Source organism: Bradyrhizobium sp. WSM4874 (assembly GCF_055811835.1).
Genome location: NZ_JBVVPR010000022.1, coordinates 76,451 through 91,978, shown reverse-complemented (window position 1 = coordinate 91,978; position 15,528 = coordinate 76,451). Strand labels below are relative to the sequence as shown.

The window sequence follows — 15,528 nt, the reverse complement described above, 5'->3', positions numbered from 1 at the left end:
CGCGTTCACCGATAACTGACTTGTCGGTCCGCCGACGCTGTACGTGCGAGCGCTCCAATCTGCCAGATCGCCGAGAGCGCCACGACCACATAGATCACGCGGGATGCTGCCGACGATGTCGCGGTCTCTGCCGCGCCGTTGCCGAAGATGGCACTCACGAGATCAAAGTCGAAAAGTCCGACCAGGCCCCAGTTCACACCGCCGACGATAACCAGAAGCAAAGAGATGATGTTGACTGCGCGCATTATTGACCTCCGAGCTAAAAAACACGCGCAGTCAAAGCACCCGGCCAGCCACCGTTCCTGAGAACACCAACGCGCATTAACTTGGATCAAGCAAGAACCTGGATCAAAGGACCTGCTTCAGCGGTCTTGCCTCGGCCATTTTGTTCCTGCTGACGATGATCGCGGGTGGGCTGGATGTGATCATTCCCCACAATGCAGTGCTCGCGTTGTTCGGAACGCAACAGCGTTCGGCGGATTCGGTCTCGTCATTGCCGCCACTGTGCTCGTGATCTTCGACGCGTCCTACAGCCAGCGCCAGCTCGACACCGAATTGCTGGACGTGCCTGATCTTGCAAACAAGACCGGACAGAAGCCCGGCAAGGTTGCGCGTCAGCAGCCTCGGAATATCGCCAAGGTGCGCGACTGACCAGCTGACCTCAGATTGGCAAGCCCAAAAACCTCGCCGATCTGTTGGCCACGATGCCGGCTCTCGCGTGTCGACAGGAATATCCTCTCAACCCCCGGTTGCTCGCTGCTAAATGTATGTTACCGTGCACTTGCCGGGCAGAATGTCCGTCCCGGCTTTGGAAGGACATGGTCATGAGATTCTCATCAAGCCTTGTCGTGCCTTCAGCCGTCGCTGCCTTGTCAACAATCTTGCTGTGCGCGCCGGCAGCGTCGCAAATCCCAACCGGCTCCGCCGCCACGATTCCCCCTGTCACGGTCGACGCGCCGAAACAGGTGGCAAGGCCGCACGTGCTGGTGCGGGGCGCAAACACAATTGCGCCGCGTCGGACTGCGCCAACAGCTCAAACGTCAGCCGCGCGCACGCCTTCTTACGCGCCGGGTTCTGTGATGGGGAGAATTGCCAGCCTGGAGAAAGTCGCCAGCAGCTGCAACGGTGGCTGTGCATCGAGCTTTCCGAAAGGCAAGGAGCCTTGGATCGGATGTAGCGAGTCGGGCGGCCAACTAGACTACGGACCCTTCTCACCAACCTGCCGAGACACCATCACCCACACATCTTACCTGGGTTGCGTCGAAACAAAGACGTTCTTGGGCGAAGGCCGCAACAAGGCCCACTGGTTGTGCAGCAGCCTGGCCGCCGGCAACAGGTTTAAGGTCGCCGATCTCAAGCGGTCAGGACGCACGCGTTAGTTCATACCGCTGGCGTAGCGAACAACGAGCCGCCAGCCTGCCCAAAAGCTGGCGGCTTTTCTTTTCGCCTTGCTGCAGTACCGCTGCGCTCATTGCATCGAACTTGATCTCCCTCAACCTTGCTTGCCGTTCTTTCCCATAGCCTCAGTTTGGTTCCGCGCAAGCGGGGGAGGAACGATGCTCGTAAGAAAGCAACAAATTGTGCCTCAACGGCCAAGCTCGAGCGAATTGAATGCGCTCGCCGGGCACGCTGTGTTTTGCAGCGAATTCAAATATAGACGCGGCACCGAGATCTTCGGAGAGGCGGAGCCGATCCAATATCTTTACCAGGTCAAGAGCGGGGCGGTTCGAAGCTATAAATTGTTGGCCGACGGTCGGCGGCAGATTATGGCCTTTCATCTCCCCGGTGATATCTTCGGCGTCGAGAACGGTGCAGTTCACCGATTTACCGCCGAAGCGATTGTGGAAACGATTGTCCGCCTGACCGATCGCCAAAATGTCGCCGAGCAGGAGCGTGGCAGTGCGACCACGACCAACAACGTGCTCAGGCTCGTCACCGGCAGCCTTCAACATGCCGAAACTCACATGCTGTTACTCGGAAGGAAAACGGCAATCGAGAAGGTCGCGGCTTTCTTGATCGAGATGGACGTCCGCTTGACTGCGGCCGGAATTATGAGCCTCCCCATGAACCGTCGCGATATCGCCGACTATTTGGGGCTGACGCTGGAGACGGTGTCACGTGCTCTGTCACAACTCAGGGATCGTGACATTCTCAGCTTCATCGGGCAGTCCCAGCGACAAATCATATTGCGGGATCGAGCAAAATTGACCGAGTTCGATCAATGAGCGGAATTGATGCATTTGGCCCGGGACAGACCAAGTGTGACCCACCTCGCAGAGCGCCGTGACCGGTTTCAATATCTCCAGCGGGATCGTTGCATGAACCTGGTCCATTCCCGTGAAGAGCCATTTGCCGTTGCTGGATCCGCTGCGCTTCGCCGCCGCCCTCGGCGTCGCCATGTTTCACCAGATGTTCTGGTCCTGGGCTTGGACCTCGATCGGCGTCCCGGGTTTCGAGCGCACCGTCGCCGCCGATGTTCTCTACCCGTCCGCCGCGCCCTACACATGGTTCGGCTGGGTCGGCGTTGAAATCTTCTTTGTCATTTCCGGTTTCGTCATCGCGAATTCCGCGAGCACATCTTCGCCGGGCGAGTTTCTCCTTGGCCGCGCGCTCAGGATTTATCCGGCGGTCTGGGTTTGCGCCACCGCGACCTTCCTCGTTCTGCTCCTCTTCGGAAGCGGACCCGCATCCGAATTCATTCTGCCCTACATCCACGCCATGCTGATGGTCCCGAAGGGCGTCACAGGCCAATGGCTTGACGAGGTCTACTGGACGCTGGCCGCCGAGACGGCATTTTATGGTCTCGTGTTCTGCGCGATGCTCACGAAGAGGATCACCCTGCGGCACCTGGCCTGGGGGCTCACCATCTACAGCGCAATCTTCAATGCCGTCGCGCTGCTCGTGCTGTCTTGCACGACGCCGTCCGACTTGCCTTATCTGGTCATTCTAATGTTCCGGGTGCCGTGCGCGGCGTTCCTGCTGACGCATGGCTGCTTCTTTGCGCTGGGGATCTGGCTGTTCATCTCCGCGAACAGACAATTGACGGTGCTCGAACAGATCGCAATTGCCATCACGTGCCTTTCGGGCGCGGCGGAAATCTACTTCTTTGCCTCGTTTTTCTTGACGTCCATCCCCGCCATCGCGGATCAATCAGCCCTAGTGCCGATCATGGTGTGGGCGGCTGCGGTGCTCCTCATTGCCCTCGCCGCGAACCGGCACCGGCGCTCTGCGGGCAGAGCTTCTCCTGAAGCACCAGCCTATTTGAGAACGCTCGGACTGATCACCTATCCGCTCTATCTCACGCACAACGTCATTGGCACCGCGATCATTCGTGCCCTGGTCGATGCCGGCTGGGACGCCACCTCGGCCGTACGGGTCGCGCTGGGCATGCTTGTTCTGGTCTGCTGGTTCATTTGCGCGAAGGTCGAGCCCGCCGTCAGAGGCGCGCTGATGCAAACCCTTTCGTATTTCGGAAAGCTGCCGGAAAGGCAGCCGGCATCCCGCCGCCCGGCACTGGCGCAGGGGCTGCGACTGTACCCCGCACGTTCCCTCTCGCGTCCCGGACGCGCTGCAGCGTGAAACGCTGCTGCGCAGAGCCTGGACCCAGAAAGCGACACAGCACGCTGCAGAGACGTAGGTCCCGGCTCTGCAGCGCACCGCTGAAGAAGCGCTGCGCTGCGTCCGGCAAGGAAAGCACGAGCGAGGCGCGCTTCTGGAAGCGTCGCCTCCGCTGTGCGCGCATGAGACGATGTTGAGCCGTGCCGCACCAATGTCGGCTATGGGCCAACAGGCGACTTTCGCGAAAGCAGCCGCCTGCCGAGAGAGTCTTATAGCGACCGCACTTCAAAACCAAATCCTGCCGCCTCAATGGCGGCCAAGGTCTTGGCAAAGAACCACTCGGCTTCGTTTGGAATTGGAAACTTTAAAAACACTGAAATTATAATTGCGCGTCCTGCAAGCTCCGGACGTTTCGCGGTCATCTCACCGCATTCAATAAAGCGGAGATAGGCATTGAGCTTTTCTTGCAGGATAAAAAGGTGGGATTTGACGTCCTCCCACGGGAGGTGATCTGAAATTGTCAGGACGGCTCTGCCGGTGGGATCATCTATCCCGATAAAATCGACAACTTCGATTTTCTCAACGGTCATCTGGCTTAATCTTGCGCTGCTCGCCATTGACCTTGCCCGCGTTGCGCGATGTCCGCAATGGGTCACAAGCGGCATTCGGCCGGATGCACACGGTCGGTCGGCTATGGGCCAGAAACGGAAATCTGCCCTTCAGAAATACCTGCATGCTAGATCATAGCGCCGGACGTGAGGTGCGGGCTCCATCACTGCGACCTGAGCACGATCACCAACTTCCCCCACGAAGCGCCCGCAGGGCCGAACGACAACGTCGACTGGCGGTACCTTGTTCGCCTCCCATTGCTCAATTTCCATTTCGACAATGTCGTTCGAACACTCCCTCGACACGCCAAGTACGCGGCCTGAAAGGACCTTCGCTTCGGGACGGGGCTTATCGCATGTTGTAAACTGGTATTCTGCGCGGCACCTAACCGGAACGCATTGCTTGTCTTGTGCGGAAGCGAGTGGTTGAACAATCGCCATCAACGCAAGGAAGAGTGCGAGCGACACATGTCTCGGCATTCTGGCTCTTAGCTCCGCTTGTTCGATGCCGCTAGGTTCTGCGAACATAAGACATGATGGTCTCGGAGGGCAAAGGACCGCTCAGGGTCAAAATGCGAAGAACTCAGGTTGAGCAAATCTGGTCCGCTCGACCACGATGAGCGGACCTCCGACAGACCCGGCGCAACTTCGCAGTTGGGCCAATCTGCGGATTAGTTCCGCGAGTGGTCGCGGTACTGTTTCAGGCCGGCGGTGCCATTTCGTTTAGCGATACCTCGTTCGACGAAGTTTGCTGCATCCTCCGCCGACATGTCCTGACCGTAAAGCCTCCGCACCGCCGGGCTTAGCCGCTCGGCAAAGATGACGACCAGCACATTATTGCCGGTGACCTCCTGCTGTCCCATCTGTTCGGCGTGGGCCTCCGCGCGCTGCATTACGCGCTGAAACGCGGCCGTGGGGCGAGATCCACCTATGGATATGCCAGTTTCGACAACGATGGATCGCAAATCATTGTCAATATAGTCGGTCAGGCTTTTCTTGATCGCCATAAGATCGACACGGCAAGCCTGCATAACCTTTGAGGCGTTTGGATCATCGGTTAGCGCGAGCAGCAGATGCTCACACGTCGTGTACTGATGCTTTCGCGCGTCACCATGAGCAAGAGCGCGCTGCAACGTGCGTTCCAGTTCGCTGGAGAAACGAGACACTCGGGGTCTGATCCCTGCATCGATCGTTGCGGGTGATGGCGTTGTCGCTTCGGCCCGGGGCGTGCTGACCTCGCCTCGAATTGTAGCAGCAAGCGTGTTCCAGTCCGCAGCGCCAAACGCTTGGGCAATCAATTCAAGGCTTTGGCTATTGGTGATCTTCAGGCCGTGATCGCCGAGGAAGACCCGGGCCGTATGCGCCATGGTCTTTGCGTCGCGATAGTCGCGCATGATCTTTCATCCTTTGCTTGAACGAAGCCGAGGTGCCAGGCGCTTGCGTTGCTGACCCGTTCGTTCGGGCAAAGGGTTTAGAAAGATCGATGATACGTTCACCATCCCCAATTGGGGCGCAAGCGGCAGGTCGTATCTACCTCAAGTCATCATGATCTTGTTGCAAACTGCTGTCAATTGCTCCTGACGAGATGGATCGTGTCCGTCTGGGGTCGATCGCGTCGGTTCAGCCGCGTCTCGGCCATGTCTCGTCTAACCTCTAAAGCTGACTGGCCGGACTCCTTCGCGAGTGTCTCCTCCAGGCCAACTAGAGACATACTCCTTGAAGTTTCCACTCAATTTTGTCTCTACTAATGGGAGCCCTCGGGGATTTATATGTCGGAGCAGCAATATTCCCGTCGTGAGGCTGTTTCATCGCTGGCTGCTACAGTCGCCTGTGCATTGGCCGGCCCCATCTCCGCAGCCGCAGAACCAGCTTCCGCGGGCGAGACGCAAGACTGCGCCGGACCGATTTTCTCCACTACAGGTCCAAACGCCGAGCTGTACGGAGCCAAAGATGGTTATCCTCTTCCCGACATTATGGAGGCGCGGAGGCAAGGCGACCCTTGGGAGCCAAAATACCGTGTCGGCGCATTCACCCATATCGATAACATCTATCCAACACGGCTCATCAAGCGAGCTGTGAAGCCTTGGAAGTTCAAGTGCTCGAAGGCAGAAGTTTACTACAATTTTCAGGGAAGCAAGCTTTCGCCCCTCGACTACATGTCGCGCAATCCGGTCACTGGCCTGCTGATCGCGAAGGACGACCAGATTATCTTCGAGCGCTATCAGTACGCGCGAACTGATCAAGATCGGTTCGTATCCCAGTCCATGGTCAAGTCGATAACCGGACTGTTGATCGGGATCGCCATCTCGGAGGGCGCGATCAAGTCAGTCAATGATATCCCCGAAGGTTATGTGCCGGGCTTTATGGGCAGCGAGTACGGCAGGACGCCCATTCGCGATCTGCTGCACATGTCCTCAGGCGTGGATTTCGGTGAAACAAGAGACGGAGGACGTGACCTCAATCGCCTGTGGAACGGTATGGGGATCGCGTTCCCGGACACGAAATTGGGCACGATTAAGAGCATCGTGCAATTCAATCAGCGAATCGCCCCAGCGGGAACGAGATTTTACTACGCCAGCATTGAAGCCGACGTGCTCGGCATGGTGCTTCATAGTGCTGTTGATAAGTCAGCGTCTGACTATCTGCGCGAGAAAGTATGGGAGCCGATCGGCGCGGAAGCGGATGCCACTTGGTTGGTAGACGCAGAAGGATTTGAACTGGGACATTTCGGTTTCAATGCCGTTCTGCGCGATTACGCCCGGCTCGGGCGTTTGCTGGCGCATGATGGCGCATGGAATGGCAAGCAGATCGTTCCGACGCAATGGATGATCGATGCAACAACCGGTCGAGCTTCGGATGGCTATCTGCTACCGGGCGTGGCGACGAAAAGATTTGGTTACGGTTATCTTTTGTGGCTGTTTCCCGGTGAGAGGCGGCAGTTCGCGTTGTTAGGATTCAAAGGCCAGTATATTTGCGTTGACCCGACCTCCAAGATTGTCATGGTGCACACTGCAATTGAGGACCCGGTACATCGAGACGAGCCATGGGCCTTGTGGTCAGCAATGGTCGATCAGCTAGGCTGATAGTAGCTCGGAACAAACTCGGCATTGACCGCTTTGGGTCACAAGCGGTCCTCGGGCGGATGGGCACGGCAGGTCGGCTATGGGCCAATAGCGGAAATGGCTTTTGGCTTACACAGATGTCTAGTTAAGCGCGTGGTCCATCCGCGATGACGCACGCAGGCAATTATTCATTACTCGTCTTCGTTTGTCGCCTGCGCAACCGTCGCTCGATCACTTCGCCTAGTGGCGTATCCGGTGATTTGCGAAACGCCTTCAGCTTCTTCATTCGACCTTTGCGCAATGCTTGCGACTGGGCTTCATCGGCAACTTCGTCCGCAACGGCCCCCTGCGCAGCGATGAGGGCTTGTCTCACCGCCCGCCGCTCATCCTGATGCGAGAGCTGCTTGCTGCGCGGAATGTTCTTTCGACTGCTCTTCTGATTTTCGCCGTAGGTGTTTCGTCGGTCGTTTGTGTAGCTCAGTTGCTTCTTTTCCCGTGGAGTTTTGACCTTACTCACAGCTAGCCTCCGAGCTAGACCGGCGATGACGGGGCGGCCGCACGTCCTGCTCGTATTGATCGATAACCGCTCACGTCACCATCGACCAATAGCGGTACAATTTGGTGGTCGCCAGGTCCGCTCCGGCTCAGAAGCGGCCGATCACGACCAAGCAGCGCGCCGTCCGCTGTAAATTAGCGGGCGCTTACGAGCACCCTCCCTACGCCGTCCGCAACACCGGCGTCGGCGGCTGCGACGGCCGGATCAGCGCGAACGCCACCTGCACGATGCCGCCGGCCAGTCCCAGCGCGACGCCGATGCGCCAGGCCATCGTATATGAGCCGAGCGCGTCGTAGAGCACCCCTCCCCCATACGCGCCGAGGAAGCTGCCGATCTGGTGGCTCATGAAGGCGAGGCCCTGGATCATCGCCTGCCAGCGCAGGCCGAACATCTCGGCGACCGCGCCCGCGACCAGCGGGCCGACACCCATCCACAGGAAGCCCATGATCGCCCCGAACAGCAAGGTCGAGGCAGGCGTCGCCGGCAGCATGAAGTACCAGGCCAGCGCGAGTGAGCGGAAGATGTAGATGCCGCCGAGCAGCGCGAGCTTGTTCCAGCGCTGGCCGGCCCAGCCGAAGAACAGCGAGCCGAGCACGTTGAAGCCGCCGATCATGCCGAGCGTCTGCGCGCTCAGCATCGGATCGAGGCCGCAGATCGCGAGATAGGACGGCAGGTGCGTCGTGAGGAACACGAGTTGCATGCCGCAGACGAGATAGGCGCAGGTCATGACCACGAATGACGCGTTGCCGAACGCGGTCTTCGCCGCGATCATGGCCGTGGCATCGACGATCTCGTCAGTCGCGGGCTTCGGCAGCGGGACCGCGTCGACGCGCCCGGCATACCAGGCCGCCGGGATCATCAGCACCGACATCACCACGAAGCCGGCGAGCCCGACGCGCCAGCCGAAGCCCTCGTTGAGCATCTGCCCGATCGGCGCCGACAGGAGCGCGCCGAGCGAGCCAGCGCCGGAGACGATGCCAAGCACGGTGGAGCGCACCGTCGCGGGAACCGCGCGCGCCGCCACCGACATCGCGATCGCGGCCGCGGTGCAGGCCAGCGACGTCCCGATCAGCACGCCGGCGCCGATCATGATGGCGACGAGGCCGTTCGCGGTTGCCATCAGCACCAGGCCCGCGATGTACATGAACGAGCCTGCGATCATGATGGGACGGAAGCCGTAGCGCGTGGTCATCGCGCCCGCGAGCGGCTGGAGAAAGCCCCAGGCGAGATTTTGCACGGCCAGCGCCAGCGTGAAGTCGGAGATCGACAGATGAATGTCGTGGGTCAGCGGCTGCATGAAGATGCCGAGACTCTGCCGCAGCCCCATGCTCAGCGTCAGCATGATCGAGGCGCCGATCAGGATGGGCAAGGTCGGGCGCAGGACCTGCAACAGGGGCATTTTTGTCTCCCTCATCGGCGCGGCGGGGGCGCCGTCGTCTGCAATATCAGTTGATTTTGGTTACACAGACCTGTGTACTTAGGCTATGGTTAACGTGCGCTGTCAAGCGAACAAGGACATTCACCGCCGCATGGCTCCCCCGCCCGCCCCACAGACGATGAAAGAGCGGATCCTCGAGACCGCCGACAAGCTGTTCTATCTGCAGGGCATTCGTGCCATCGGCGTCGACACCATCGCGGCCGAGATCGGCATCTCCAAGCGCACGCTCTACAACCACTTCCCCTCCAAGGACGCACTGATCGCGGCCTATCTGGAGCGCCGTTTCGTGCAGCCCCGCCCCTCCGACAAACCCCCGGCCGAACAGATCCTCGCCACCTTCGATTCGCTGGAGCGCCGCTTCGCCGCAAAAGATTTTCGCGGCTGCCCGTTCGTGAATGCGGTCGCCGAGCTTGGCCCGGCCGACCGCGCCGTGAAGAAGATCGCAATCGCCTTCAAGGAAAGCCGCCGCATCTGGTTTCGTGACCGCCTCAACGAGCTCGGCGTTGCGAACGCGGAGGCGCTCGCAACGCAGCTCGTGCTGCTGGTCGACGGCTCGATCGCGCAGGACCTCGTCCGCGACGACCCCGCAATGGCCCGCGCCGCCAAGGAAGTGGCGACGGTGTTATTGCGGAATGCGGGGGTGGAGGTGGGCAATGAGGCTGCGGTGAAGGCAGGCAAGCGGCCGGCCCAGCATCCCTGAAGCAGCTGCAAGATCAGAACCCGATCGGCCGCCGCAAGAAGTCCGGGTAGGCGAGCACGCCCCCCAACGTCCAATCCAGCTGCCGTGCTTCACCTTTGATCTGTTGAAGGAAGTGAACTGAAAGGAACCATCGCCATTTCGGCGTAGTTGACCTTCTTTACACGGAGAAGGTCATGAATCGAAAAACGCTTCTTCTTACAGCCGCGCTGTCCTTCGCTGTTGCCGCTCCCGTCCTCGCACAAGGCGGAGGTGGTGGTGGTGGTGGTGGTGCCGGCGGTGGTGCGGCCGCGAGCGGCGGCGCGTCCGGATCATCCGCGAGCTCAGGCGCGGGCACTGGCACGTCTGGCGCCGCCAATGGAGGCCCCTCGGCGCCATCCGGCATGGGCACAAACGGAACCTCAACCGGCGCTCACACCAACAACTCTCCAACCAACCCGAACGTTCAGCCCCCGACGCCGAACGGCAACACCACGAGCACACCGGCCGCACCGGGCAGCTCAGGCACGAGCGGCACCGCGTCCGGGTCGACACAGACGGGCACGCAAAACGGGAGCGACAGGTCCGGCATCACGGCAACCAACGGTGCCAACAGCGACAACAGGGGCCAGATGAGCCCCGCCGAGCAAGCAAGGACGGGCATCAAGACGCTTCCGCAAGATCAAACTCCTGGAGCCGTCAGTGCGCCGGGCGTTGGCGTCGGTCATGCGGCGAACGGCTTGCCGATCGGTACGCCAGGTTCGGGGACGAGCAACGTCGATCAGAAGTAATCCGGACTTTGTCCATCTCCACAGGGCCCGCTACGGCGGGCCTTTCTGTGACGTGCTGAAGGGAGTGGAAGGCCAAGGGCTGCGAGGGGGAGACATGGGGTAAACTTGGCATCAGGCGGCCCTGCCGATACACTGGTTTCTTTTGGGGCGTGCCATGACCAAACTGTCGTCATTGCTATCATTTTCATTTCTGATCATCTGCACCCCGGTCTGGGCTGACGAGATGAACATCCAATTCACGTTTGGACCTCCGCGGCCCTGCACCACCGTCTTTCCAAATCCCGAAATCAAGATGAAAAGTGTTCCGCCCGGCACGCGCACGATCGTCGTCAAGTTTCGCAGAGAGAAGAACTACGAGATGGGGGGCCAGGAGATCCCATTTCCTTCAGATAACATCGTGAAGCCGGAGAGCTTACGAACCTGGGGCCCCTGCAATTCCGGCCTGCACACTTACGAAATCATCGCAAAGTCCAGCACCGGCGCGGCCCTGGCCAAGGCAGAATGGTCGGAGCCGTATCCTCCCTGACTTGAAGGGTGGACGCCCGCTTGTCCCGCCGTGGCATGCTGGATTCCCCGCTTGTGCGGGAATGACGGCGAAGTTTGTGGGATGTTCGGAATGCTACCAGCATGCTCCTGTTTTGCCCGACGAGTCAAACGGCATGCCGCCTGCTTCAGCCGTTTTGCCCCCCGCGTAAGCTATTGATTTAGCTGGCGCCGGCTACTGTGCATGGGGTTGTTTTCGCGTTTTTTTGCGCCGGCCTGTGCGAGCAGCCTCAGGCCGCGTGCGACACCACGCGATTGCGGCCGTCGTGCTTGGCGCGATAGAGCGCGGTGTCGGCGCGCTTGAGCACGTCGCCAACCGCCTCGCCCTTCTGCTCCAGCGTGGTCAGGCCGATCGAGATCGTGACCTCGATGCGCTTGGTGCCCTTGTGGATCGCAAAGGGCTCGCCGGCGATCGAGCGGCGCAGGCGCTCGGCGACCATGCCGGCGACGTGGAGATCGGTCTCGGGCATCACGATGACGAATTCCTCGCCGCCGTAGCGGCAGGCAAGGTCAATGCCGCGGATCGACTTGCGCACCCGCACGGCGAATTCGCGCAGCACGTCGTCGCCGGCGTCGTGGCCGTAATTGTCGTTGATCGATTTGAAGTAGTCGATGTCCAGGATCATCAGCGCCAGCGGCTTGCCGCGGGTCGCGGCCTGCTCGGCCAGCGTCGCGAGATGGCTCTCCATGTAGCGGCGATTGTGCAGCCCGGTGAGCGCGTCCGTGATCGCCATCTCGATCGAGTTCTGCACGTTGTCGCGCAGATGGTCGGTGTAGCGGCGGCGGCGGATCTGGGTGCGGGCACGCGCCAGCAGCTCGATCTTGTCGATGGGACGCAGCAGATAGTCGTTGACCCCGATTTCGAGCCCACGCAGCAGCCGCGTCGCGTTCTCGGGGTCGGCGATCGCCAGGATCGGCACATGCCGCGTGCGCTCCAGCGAGCGCGCCTGGCTGCACAGCCGCAAGCCGTCGAAATTGTTGAGGTCGAGCGAGACGATCAGCAGATCGTAATTGCCTTCGGCGGCGTGGAACAGCGCCTCCGTCGGGTTCGGCTCGACGTCGATGGTGTGCTCGGCGGCGAGGATCGTCGCCAGCCGCTCATAGGAGGACTGGCGGTCGTCGACCAGCAGGATGCGGCCGCCCTTGCCGGTGTCGGAGATTGCACTGCGCTCGGGCGCCTGCATGCCGATCTCGAGCGAGGTGATGGCGCGCATGCGCAGCTCGTCGGTCATCATCTTCAGCCGGGTCAGCGAGCGCACGCGCGCGATCAGCACGACGTCGGAGACGGGCTTTGTCAGGAAATCGTCGGCACCGGCCTCCAGCCCGCGGTTGCGGTCGGACGGGCTGTCGAGCGCGGTGACCATCACGACGGGAATGTGATGCGTGGCCGGATCGGTCTTGAGGCGGCGGCAGACCTCGAAACCGTCCATGTCCGGCATCATGACGTCAAGCAGGATGATATCGCATTCGGCGCGGGCGCAGATCGCCAGCGCCTCGGTGCCGTTCGCGGCGGTCATCACGTCGAAATATTCGGCGGACAGGCGGGCTTCGAGCAGCTTGACGTTGGCAGGGACGTCGTCGACGACGAGGATACGCGCGGACACTGTGAACTCACTTCCTATCCGATGAAACGTCGGACCGTCTCAATGAATTTGCCGACCGAGATCGGCTTGGACAAATAGGCCTCGCAGCCGCCCTCGCGGATGCGCTCTTCGTCGCCCTTCATCGCGAACGCCGTGACGGCGACGACGGGAATACTGCGCAGCTCCGGATCGTCCTTGATCCAGCGCGTCACCTCCAGGCCCGAGACCTGCGGCAATTGGATGTCCATCAGCACGAGGTCGGGCCGCATCTTGCGAACGAGGTCGAGCGCCTCGTAGCCGTTGCTGGTGCCGGTGGTCTGGTAGCCGTGCGCCTCCAACAGGTCGCGGAAGAGCTTCATGTTGAGCTCGTTGTCTTCCACGATCAGGACGGTCTTAGCCATCCCGCCCTCCTGATTGGTCCGCAGACCGATGCATGTGACGCCTCAGGCGCCGGTCGCCGGCGCTTCGAAAACTGGATTCAAACTAGCCTCGAATTCGCTTGAGTTTCGTTAAACCCGAGGGCCGACTTTCCGCGATGTGGTTTCCAGTTGCTTGTCGGGGGTCGCAAGACTCAGGAACGAGACTCGGGCATGGTGGCCCCAAAGTAGACACCGAAAGTTAACGGAAAGGCAAACCGGCCACGTGAAAAAGCCTGTTCACAACCCCCGCGAAGTCGCTGAAATCGTTGCGCTTCAGGCGCTGTCTTTCGTCGCGGCCGAACCCGAGCGGCTGGGCCTGTTCCTGGCCGAGACAGGGGTCGGCCCCGAGATGCTGCGCAATGCCGCCTCGGACCCCAATTTCCTGCTCAGCGTGCTCGATTTCGTGATGCGCGATGACGCCACGGTGAAGGCCTTTGCCTCGTCCGCGGAACTGCATCCGACCAACGTTGCCGCAGCGCGGCAGGTGCTCGGCGACGCGCTCGGCGACCCCAATTGGGAGCGCGACGTGCCGTGACCTCCCTGGAGACGGCCGGGCCCCGCTGCTTCTGCCGGGATTGTTCGGCCGATCTGGATATCGGCGTGCGGCGCTGTTCCGCCTGCGGTTCCCCCCGCCTCGCCCGCCACCGCGCGCTCGCAAGCCTGACCATCGCCCATATCGACTGCGACGCCTTCTACGCGACCGTCGAGAAGCGCGACAATCCTGATATCGCCGACAAGCCCGTCATCATCGGCGGGGGCAAGCGCGGCGTGGTGTCGGCCGCCTGCTATATCGCGCGCACCTACGGCGTGCGCTCGGCCATGCCGATGTACAAGGCGCTGGAAGCCTGCCCGCACGCGGCCGTGATCCCGCCGGACATGGCGAAATATGTCCGGGTCGGGCGCGAGGTGCGCCAAGCCATGCAGGCGCTGACGCCGCTGGTCGAGCCCCTCTCGATCGACGAGGCTTTCCTCGACCTCTCCGGCACCGAGCGGGTGCACGGCATGATCCCGGCCAAGGTGCTGGCGCGGTTCGCGCGCAACATCGAGCGCGACATCGGCATCACCGTTTCGGTCGGCCTCTCCTGCAACAAGTTCCTGGCCAAGATCGCCTCCGACCTCGACAAGCCGCGCGGGTTTGCCGCGCTCGACCAGGAGGAAGCGCGCGCGATGCTGGCGGACAAGCCGGTCGGTTTCATCTTCGGCGTTGGCCCCGCGACGCAGGAGCGTCTGGTGCAACGCGGCTTCCGCATCATCGCCGACCTGCAGAAGGCCGACGAGATCGAGATGATGCGGCAGTTTCCGAGTGACGGCCGCAGGCTGTGGCGGCTGGCGCGCGGCATCGACGACCGCCGTGTCGAGCCTGATCGGGGCGCAAAGACGATTTCGAGCGAGACGACGTTCGAGACCGACATCCGCGACTTCGCGACGCTGGAGAAGATTTTGTGGCGGCTCTGCGAGAAGACGTCGTCTCGCCTCAAGAGCAGCGAGCTCGCCGGCTCGACCGTCACGCTGAAGCTGAAGACCGCCGATTTCCGCCAACGCACGCGCTCGCAGTCGATTATGGCCCCGACGCAGCTTGCCGCGAAGATCTTCTCGATCTGCCGCGAGATGCTGGCGAAAGAGATCGACGGCACCGCCTTCCGCCTGATGGGCGCCGGCGTCAGCGCCCTTCGCGAGGGTTCAGTCGCCGATGACACCGACATGCTCGACCGCCGCGCCGCCCACGCCGAGCGCGCGGTGGACAGCTTGCGCAAGAAATTCGGCAGCGCCGCAGTGATCCGCGGCATCGCATATGAGGGGCCGGAAAAGGCCCAGGAGTGATGACAGGCGAACGCGACCTCAATGCACTGCTGAGAGACATGAAGCCGGATCGGCGGCCGGGCATTTTCGTGTTCTGCACGATCCCGACAGATCAGTTGATTCCCGCGGCGCTCAGCCCCTTGCTGACGTTCCGCGAGCAGGAAGGAACGACGCTGGTGATCCCTCGCGAACAGGCCGAAGCGGCGGGGCTATGCTACGCATTTGCATCGAGCCTGATCACCCTGACGGTTCACTCCGCACTCGATGCGGTGGGCTTTCTGGCGACGATCACGGCACGCCTCGCCACAGCCGGCATCAGCGTGAACGCCGTTTCGGCGTTCCACCACGATCATCTGTTTGTGCCGGCTGACAGGGCGGACGACGCGATGGCTGTCCTGCAAGAGATGTCCAAGGCGACGCACTCGTAGCCCGGATGGAGCGCAGCGTAATCCGGGGCCTTGTATCCGCGGGCACAGCATCCCCGCTTGGGCGGG

The 15,528-nt window shown here is 61.2% G+C and carries 17 protein-coding genes; 9 read left to right on the top strand and 8 right to left on the bottom strand.

Annotated features, from left to right (window positions below; genetic code table 11):
• Positions 1-5: 5 nt before the first annotated feature.
• Positions 6-245, bottom strand: coding sequence for a DUF378 domain-containing protein (locus tag AC0L3P_RS22625; protein ID WP_275167922.1), 240 nt, complete (start codon positions 243-245; stop codon positions 6-8).
• 265 nt (positions 246-510) lie between these two features.
• Here AC0L3P_RS22625 and AC0L3P_RS22620 point away from each other — a divergent pair, with 265 nt between their 5' ends.
• The 3 genes from AC0L3P_RS22620 to AC0L3P_RS22610 all read left to right on the top strand — a co-directional run bounded on the left by AC0L3P_RS22620 (position 511) and on the right by AC0L3P_RS22610 (position 3,579).
• On the top strand, positions 511-651 hold the full coding sequence (locus AC0L3P_RS22620; protein ID WP_275167923.1) for a hypothetical protein: 141 nt from the start codon (positions 511-513) through the stop codon (positions 649-651).
• Positions 652-1,556: 905 nt separating this feature from the next.
• Positions 1,557-2,225 (top strand): helix-turn-helix domain-containing protein, encoded by a 669-nt coding sequence (locus tag AC0L3P_RS22615; protein ID WP_275167924.1) that lies wholly within the window; start codon positions 1,557-1,559, stop codon positions 2,223-2,225.
• A gap of 130 nt (positions 2,226-2,355) precedes the next feature.
• Positions 2,356-3,579, top strand: a complete 1,224-nt coding sequence (locus AC0L3P_RS22610) for an acyltransferase family protein (protein ID WP_473305121.1) — start codon at positions 2,356-2,358, stop codon at positions 3,577-3,579.
• 248 nt (positions 3,580-3,827) lie between these two features.
• Here AC0L3P_RS22610 and AC0L3P_RS22605 read toward each other — a convergent pair whose 3' ends face one another.
• Positions 3,828-4,148: a DUF6572 domain-containing protein gene (locus tag AC0L3P_RS22605; protein WP_275167926.1), complete on the bottom strand. Its 321-nt coding sequence runs from the start codon at positions 4,146-4,148 to the stop codon at positions 3,828-3,830.
• Between the two features lie 689 nt (positions 4,149-4,837).
• Positions 4,838-5,560 (bottom strand): Clp protease N-terminal domain-containing protein, encoded by a 723-nt coding sequence (locus AC0L3P_RS22600; protein WP_275167927.1) that lies wholly within the window; start codon positions 5,558-5,560, stop codon positions 4,838-4,840.
• A gap of 375 nt (positions 5,561-5,935) precedes the next feature.
• On the opposite strand from AC0L3P_RS22600, the gene AC0L3P_RS22595 reads away from it, so the two are divergent.
• A complete protein-coding gene (locus AC0L3P_RS22595) occupies positions 5,936-7,249 on the top strand; it encodes a serine hydrolase domain-containing protein (protein ID WP_473305113.1) in 1,314 nt (437 codons plus the stop codon).
• A gap of 163 nt (positions 7,250-7,412) precedes the next feature.
• On the opposite strand, the gene AC0L3P_RS22590 is transcribed toward AC0L3P_RS22595, so the two are convergent.
• Both AC0L3P_RS22590 and AC0L3P_RS22585 read right to left on the bottom strand, forming a co-directional pair.
• Positions 7,413-7,745: a hypothetical protein gene (locus AC0L3P_RS22590; RefSeq protein ID WP_275167929.1), complete on the bottom strand. Its 333-nt coding sequence runs from the start codon at positions 7,743-7,745 to the stop codon at positions 7,413-7,415.
• Between the two features lie 199 nt (positions 7,746-7,944).
• On the bottom strand, positions 7,945-9,183 hold the full coding sequence (locus tag AC0L3P_RS22585; RefSeq protein ID WP_275167930.1) for an MFS transporter: 1,239 nt from the start codon (positions 9,181-9,183) through the stop codon (positions 7,945-7,947).
• A gap of 130 nt (positions 9,184-9,313) precedes the next feature.
• Between AC0L3P_RS22585 and AC0L3P_RS22580 the strand changes: the two genes are divergently transcribed.
• Positions 9,314-9,922, top strand: coding sequence for a TetR/AcrR family transcriptional regulator (locus AC0L3P_RS22580; RefSeq protein WP_275167931.1), 609 nt, complete (start codon positions 9,314-9,316; stop codon positions 9,920-9,922).
• 442 nt (positions 9,923-10,364) lie between these two features.
• Here AC0L3P_RS22580 and AC0L3P_RS22575 read toward each other — a convergent pair whose 3' ends face one another.
• The gene (locus AC0L3P_RS22575) at positions 10,365-10,562 is read right to left on the bottom strand and encodes a hypothetical protein (protein ID WP_275167932.1); all 198 of its coding nucleotides are present in this window, start codon (positions 10,560-10,562) and stop codon (positions 10,365-10,367) included.
• 281 nt (positions 10,563-10,843) lie between these two features.
• On the opposite strand from AC0L3P_RS22575, the gene AC0L3P_RS22570 reads away from it, so the two are divergent.
• Positions 10,844-11,215, top strand: coding sequence for a hypothetical protein (locus AC0L3P_RS22570; RefSeq protein ID WP_473305105.1), 372 nt, complete (start codon positions 10,844-10,846; stop codon positions 11,213-11,215).
• Positions 11,216-11,462: 247 nt separating this feature from the next.
• On the opposite strand, the gene AC0L3P_RS22565 is transcribed toward AC0L3P_RS22570, so the two are convergent.
• Positions 11,463-12,836: a PleD family two-component system response regulator gene (locus AC0L3P_RS22565; RefSeq protein ID WP_018455158.1), complete on the bottom strand. Its 1,374-nt coding sequence runs from the start codon at positions 12,834-12,836 to the stop codon at positions 11,463-11,465.
• 14 nt (positions 12,837-12,850) lie between these two features.
• The gene (locus AC0L3P_RS22560) at positions 12,851-13,216 is read right to left on the bottom strand and encodes a response regulator (protein WP_007603272.1); all 366 of its coding nucleotides are present in this window, start codon (positions 13,214-13,216) and stop codon (positions 12,851-12,853) included.
• A 241-nt stretch (positions 13,217-13,457) separates the two neighbouring features.
• On the opposite strand from AC0L3P_RS22560, the gene AC0L3P_RS22555 reads away from it, so the two are divergent.
• The 3 genes from AC0L3P_RS22555 to AC0L3P_RS22545 are packed head-to-tail and all read left to right on the top strand — an operon-like array spanning position 13,458 to position 15,462.
• Positions 13,458-13,769 carry a DUF3572 domain-containing protein gene (locus tag AC0L3P_RS22555; RefSeq protein ID WP_275167934.1) on the top strand — a complete coding sequence of 104 codons (312 nt, stop codon included), beginning with the start codon at positions 13,458-13,460 and terminating at the stop codon, positions 13,767-13,769.
• Entirely contained in the window at positions 13,766-15,055 is a 1,290-nt protein-coding gene (locus tag AC0L3P_RS22550) for a DNA polymerase IV (protein ID WP_275167935.1), read from the top strand. The genes AC0L3P_RS22555 and AC0L3P_RS22550 overlap by 4 nt, the downstream gene beginning before the upstream one ends.
• A complete protein-coding gene (locus tag AC0L3P_RS22545; protein ID WP_275167936.1) occupies positions 15,055-15,462 on the top strand; it encodes an ACT domain-containing protein in 408 nt (135 codons plus the stop codon). The genes AC0L3P_RS22550 and AC0L3P_RS22545 overlap by 1 nt, the downstream gene beginning before the upstream one ends.
• The last annotated feature ends 66 nt before the right edge of the window (positions 15,463-15,528 follow it).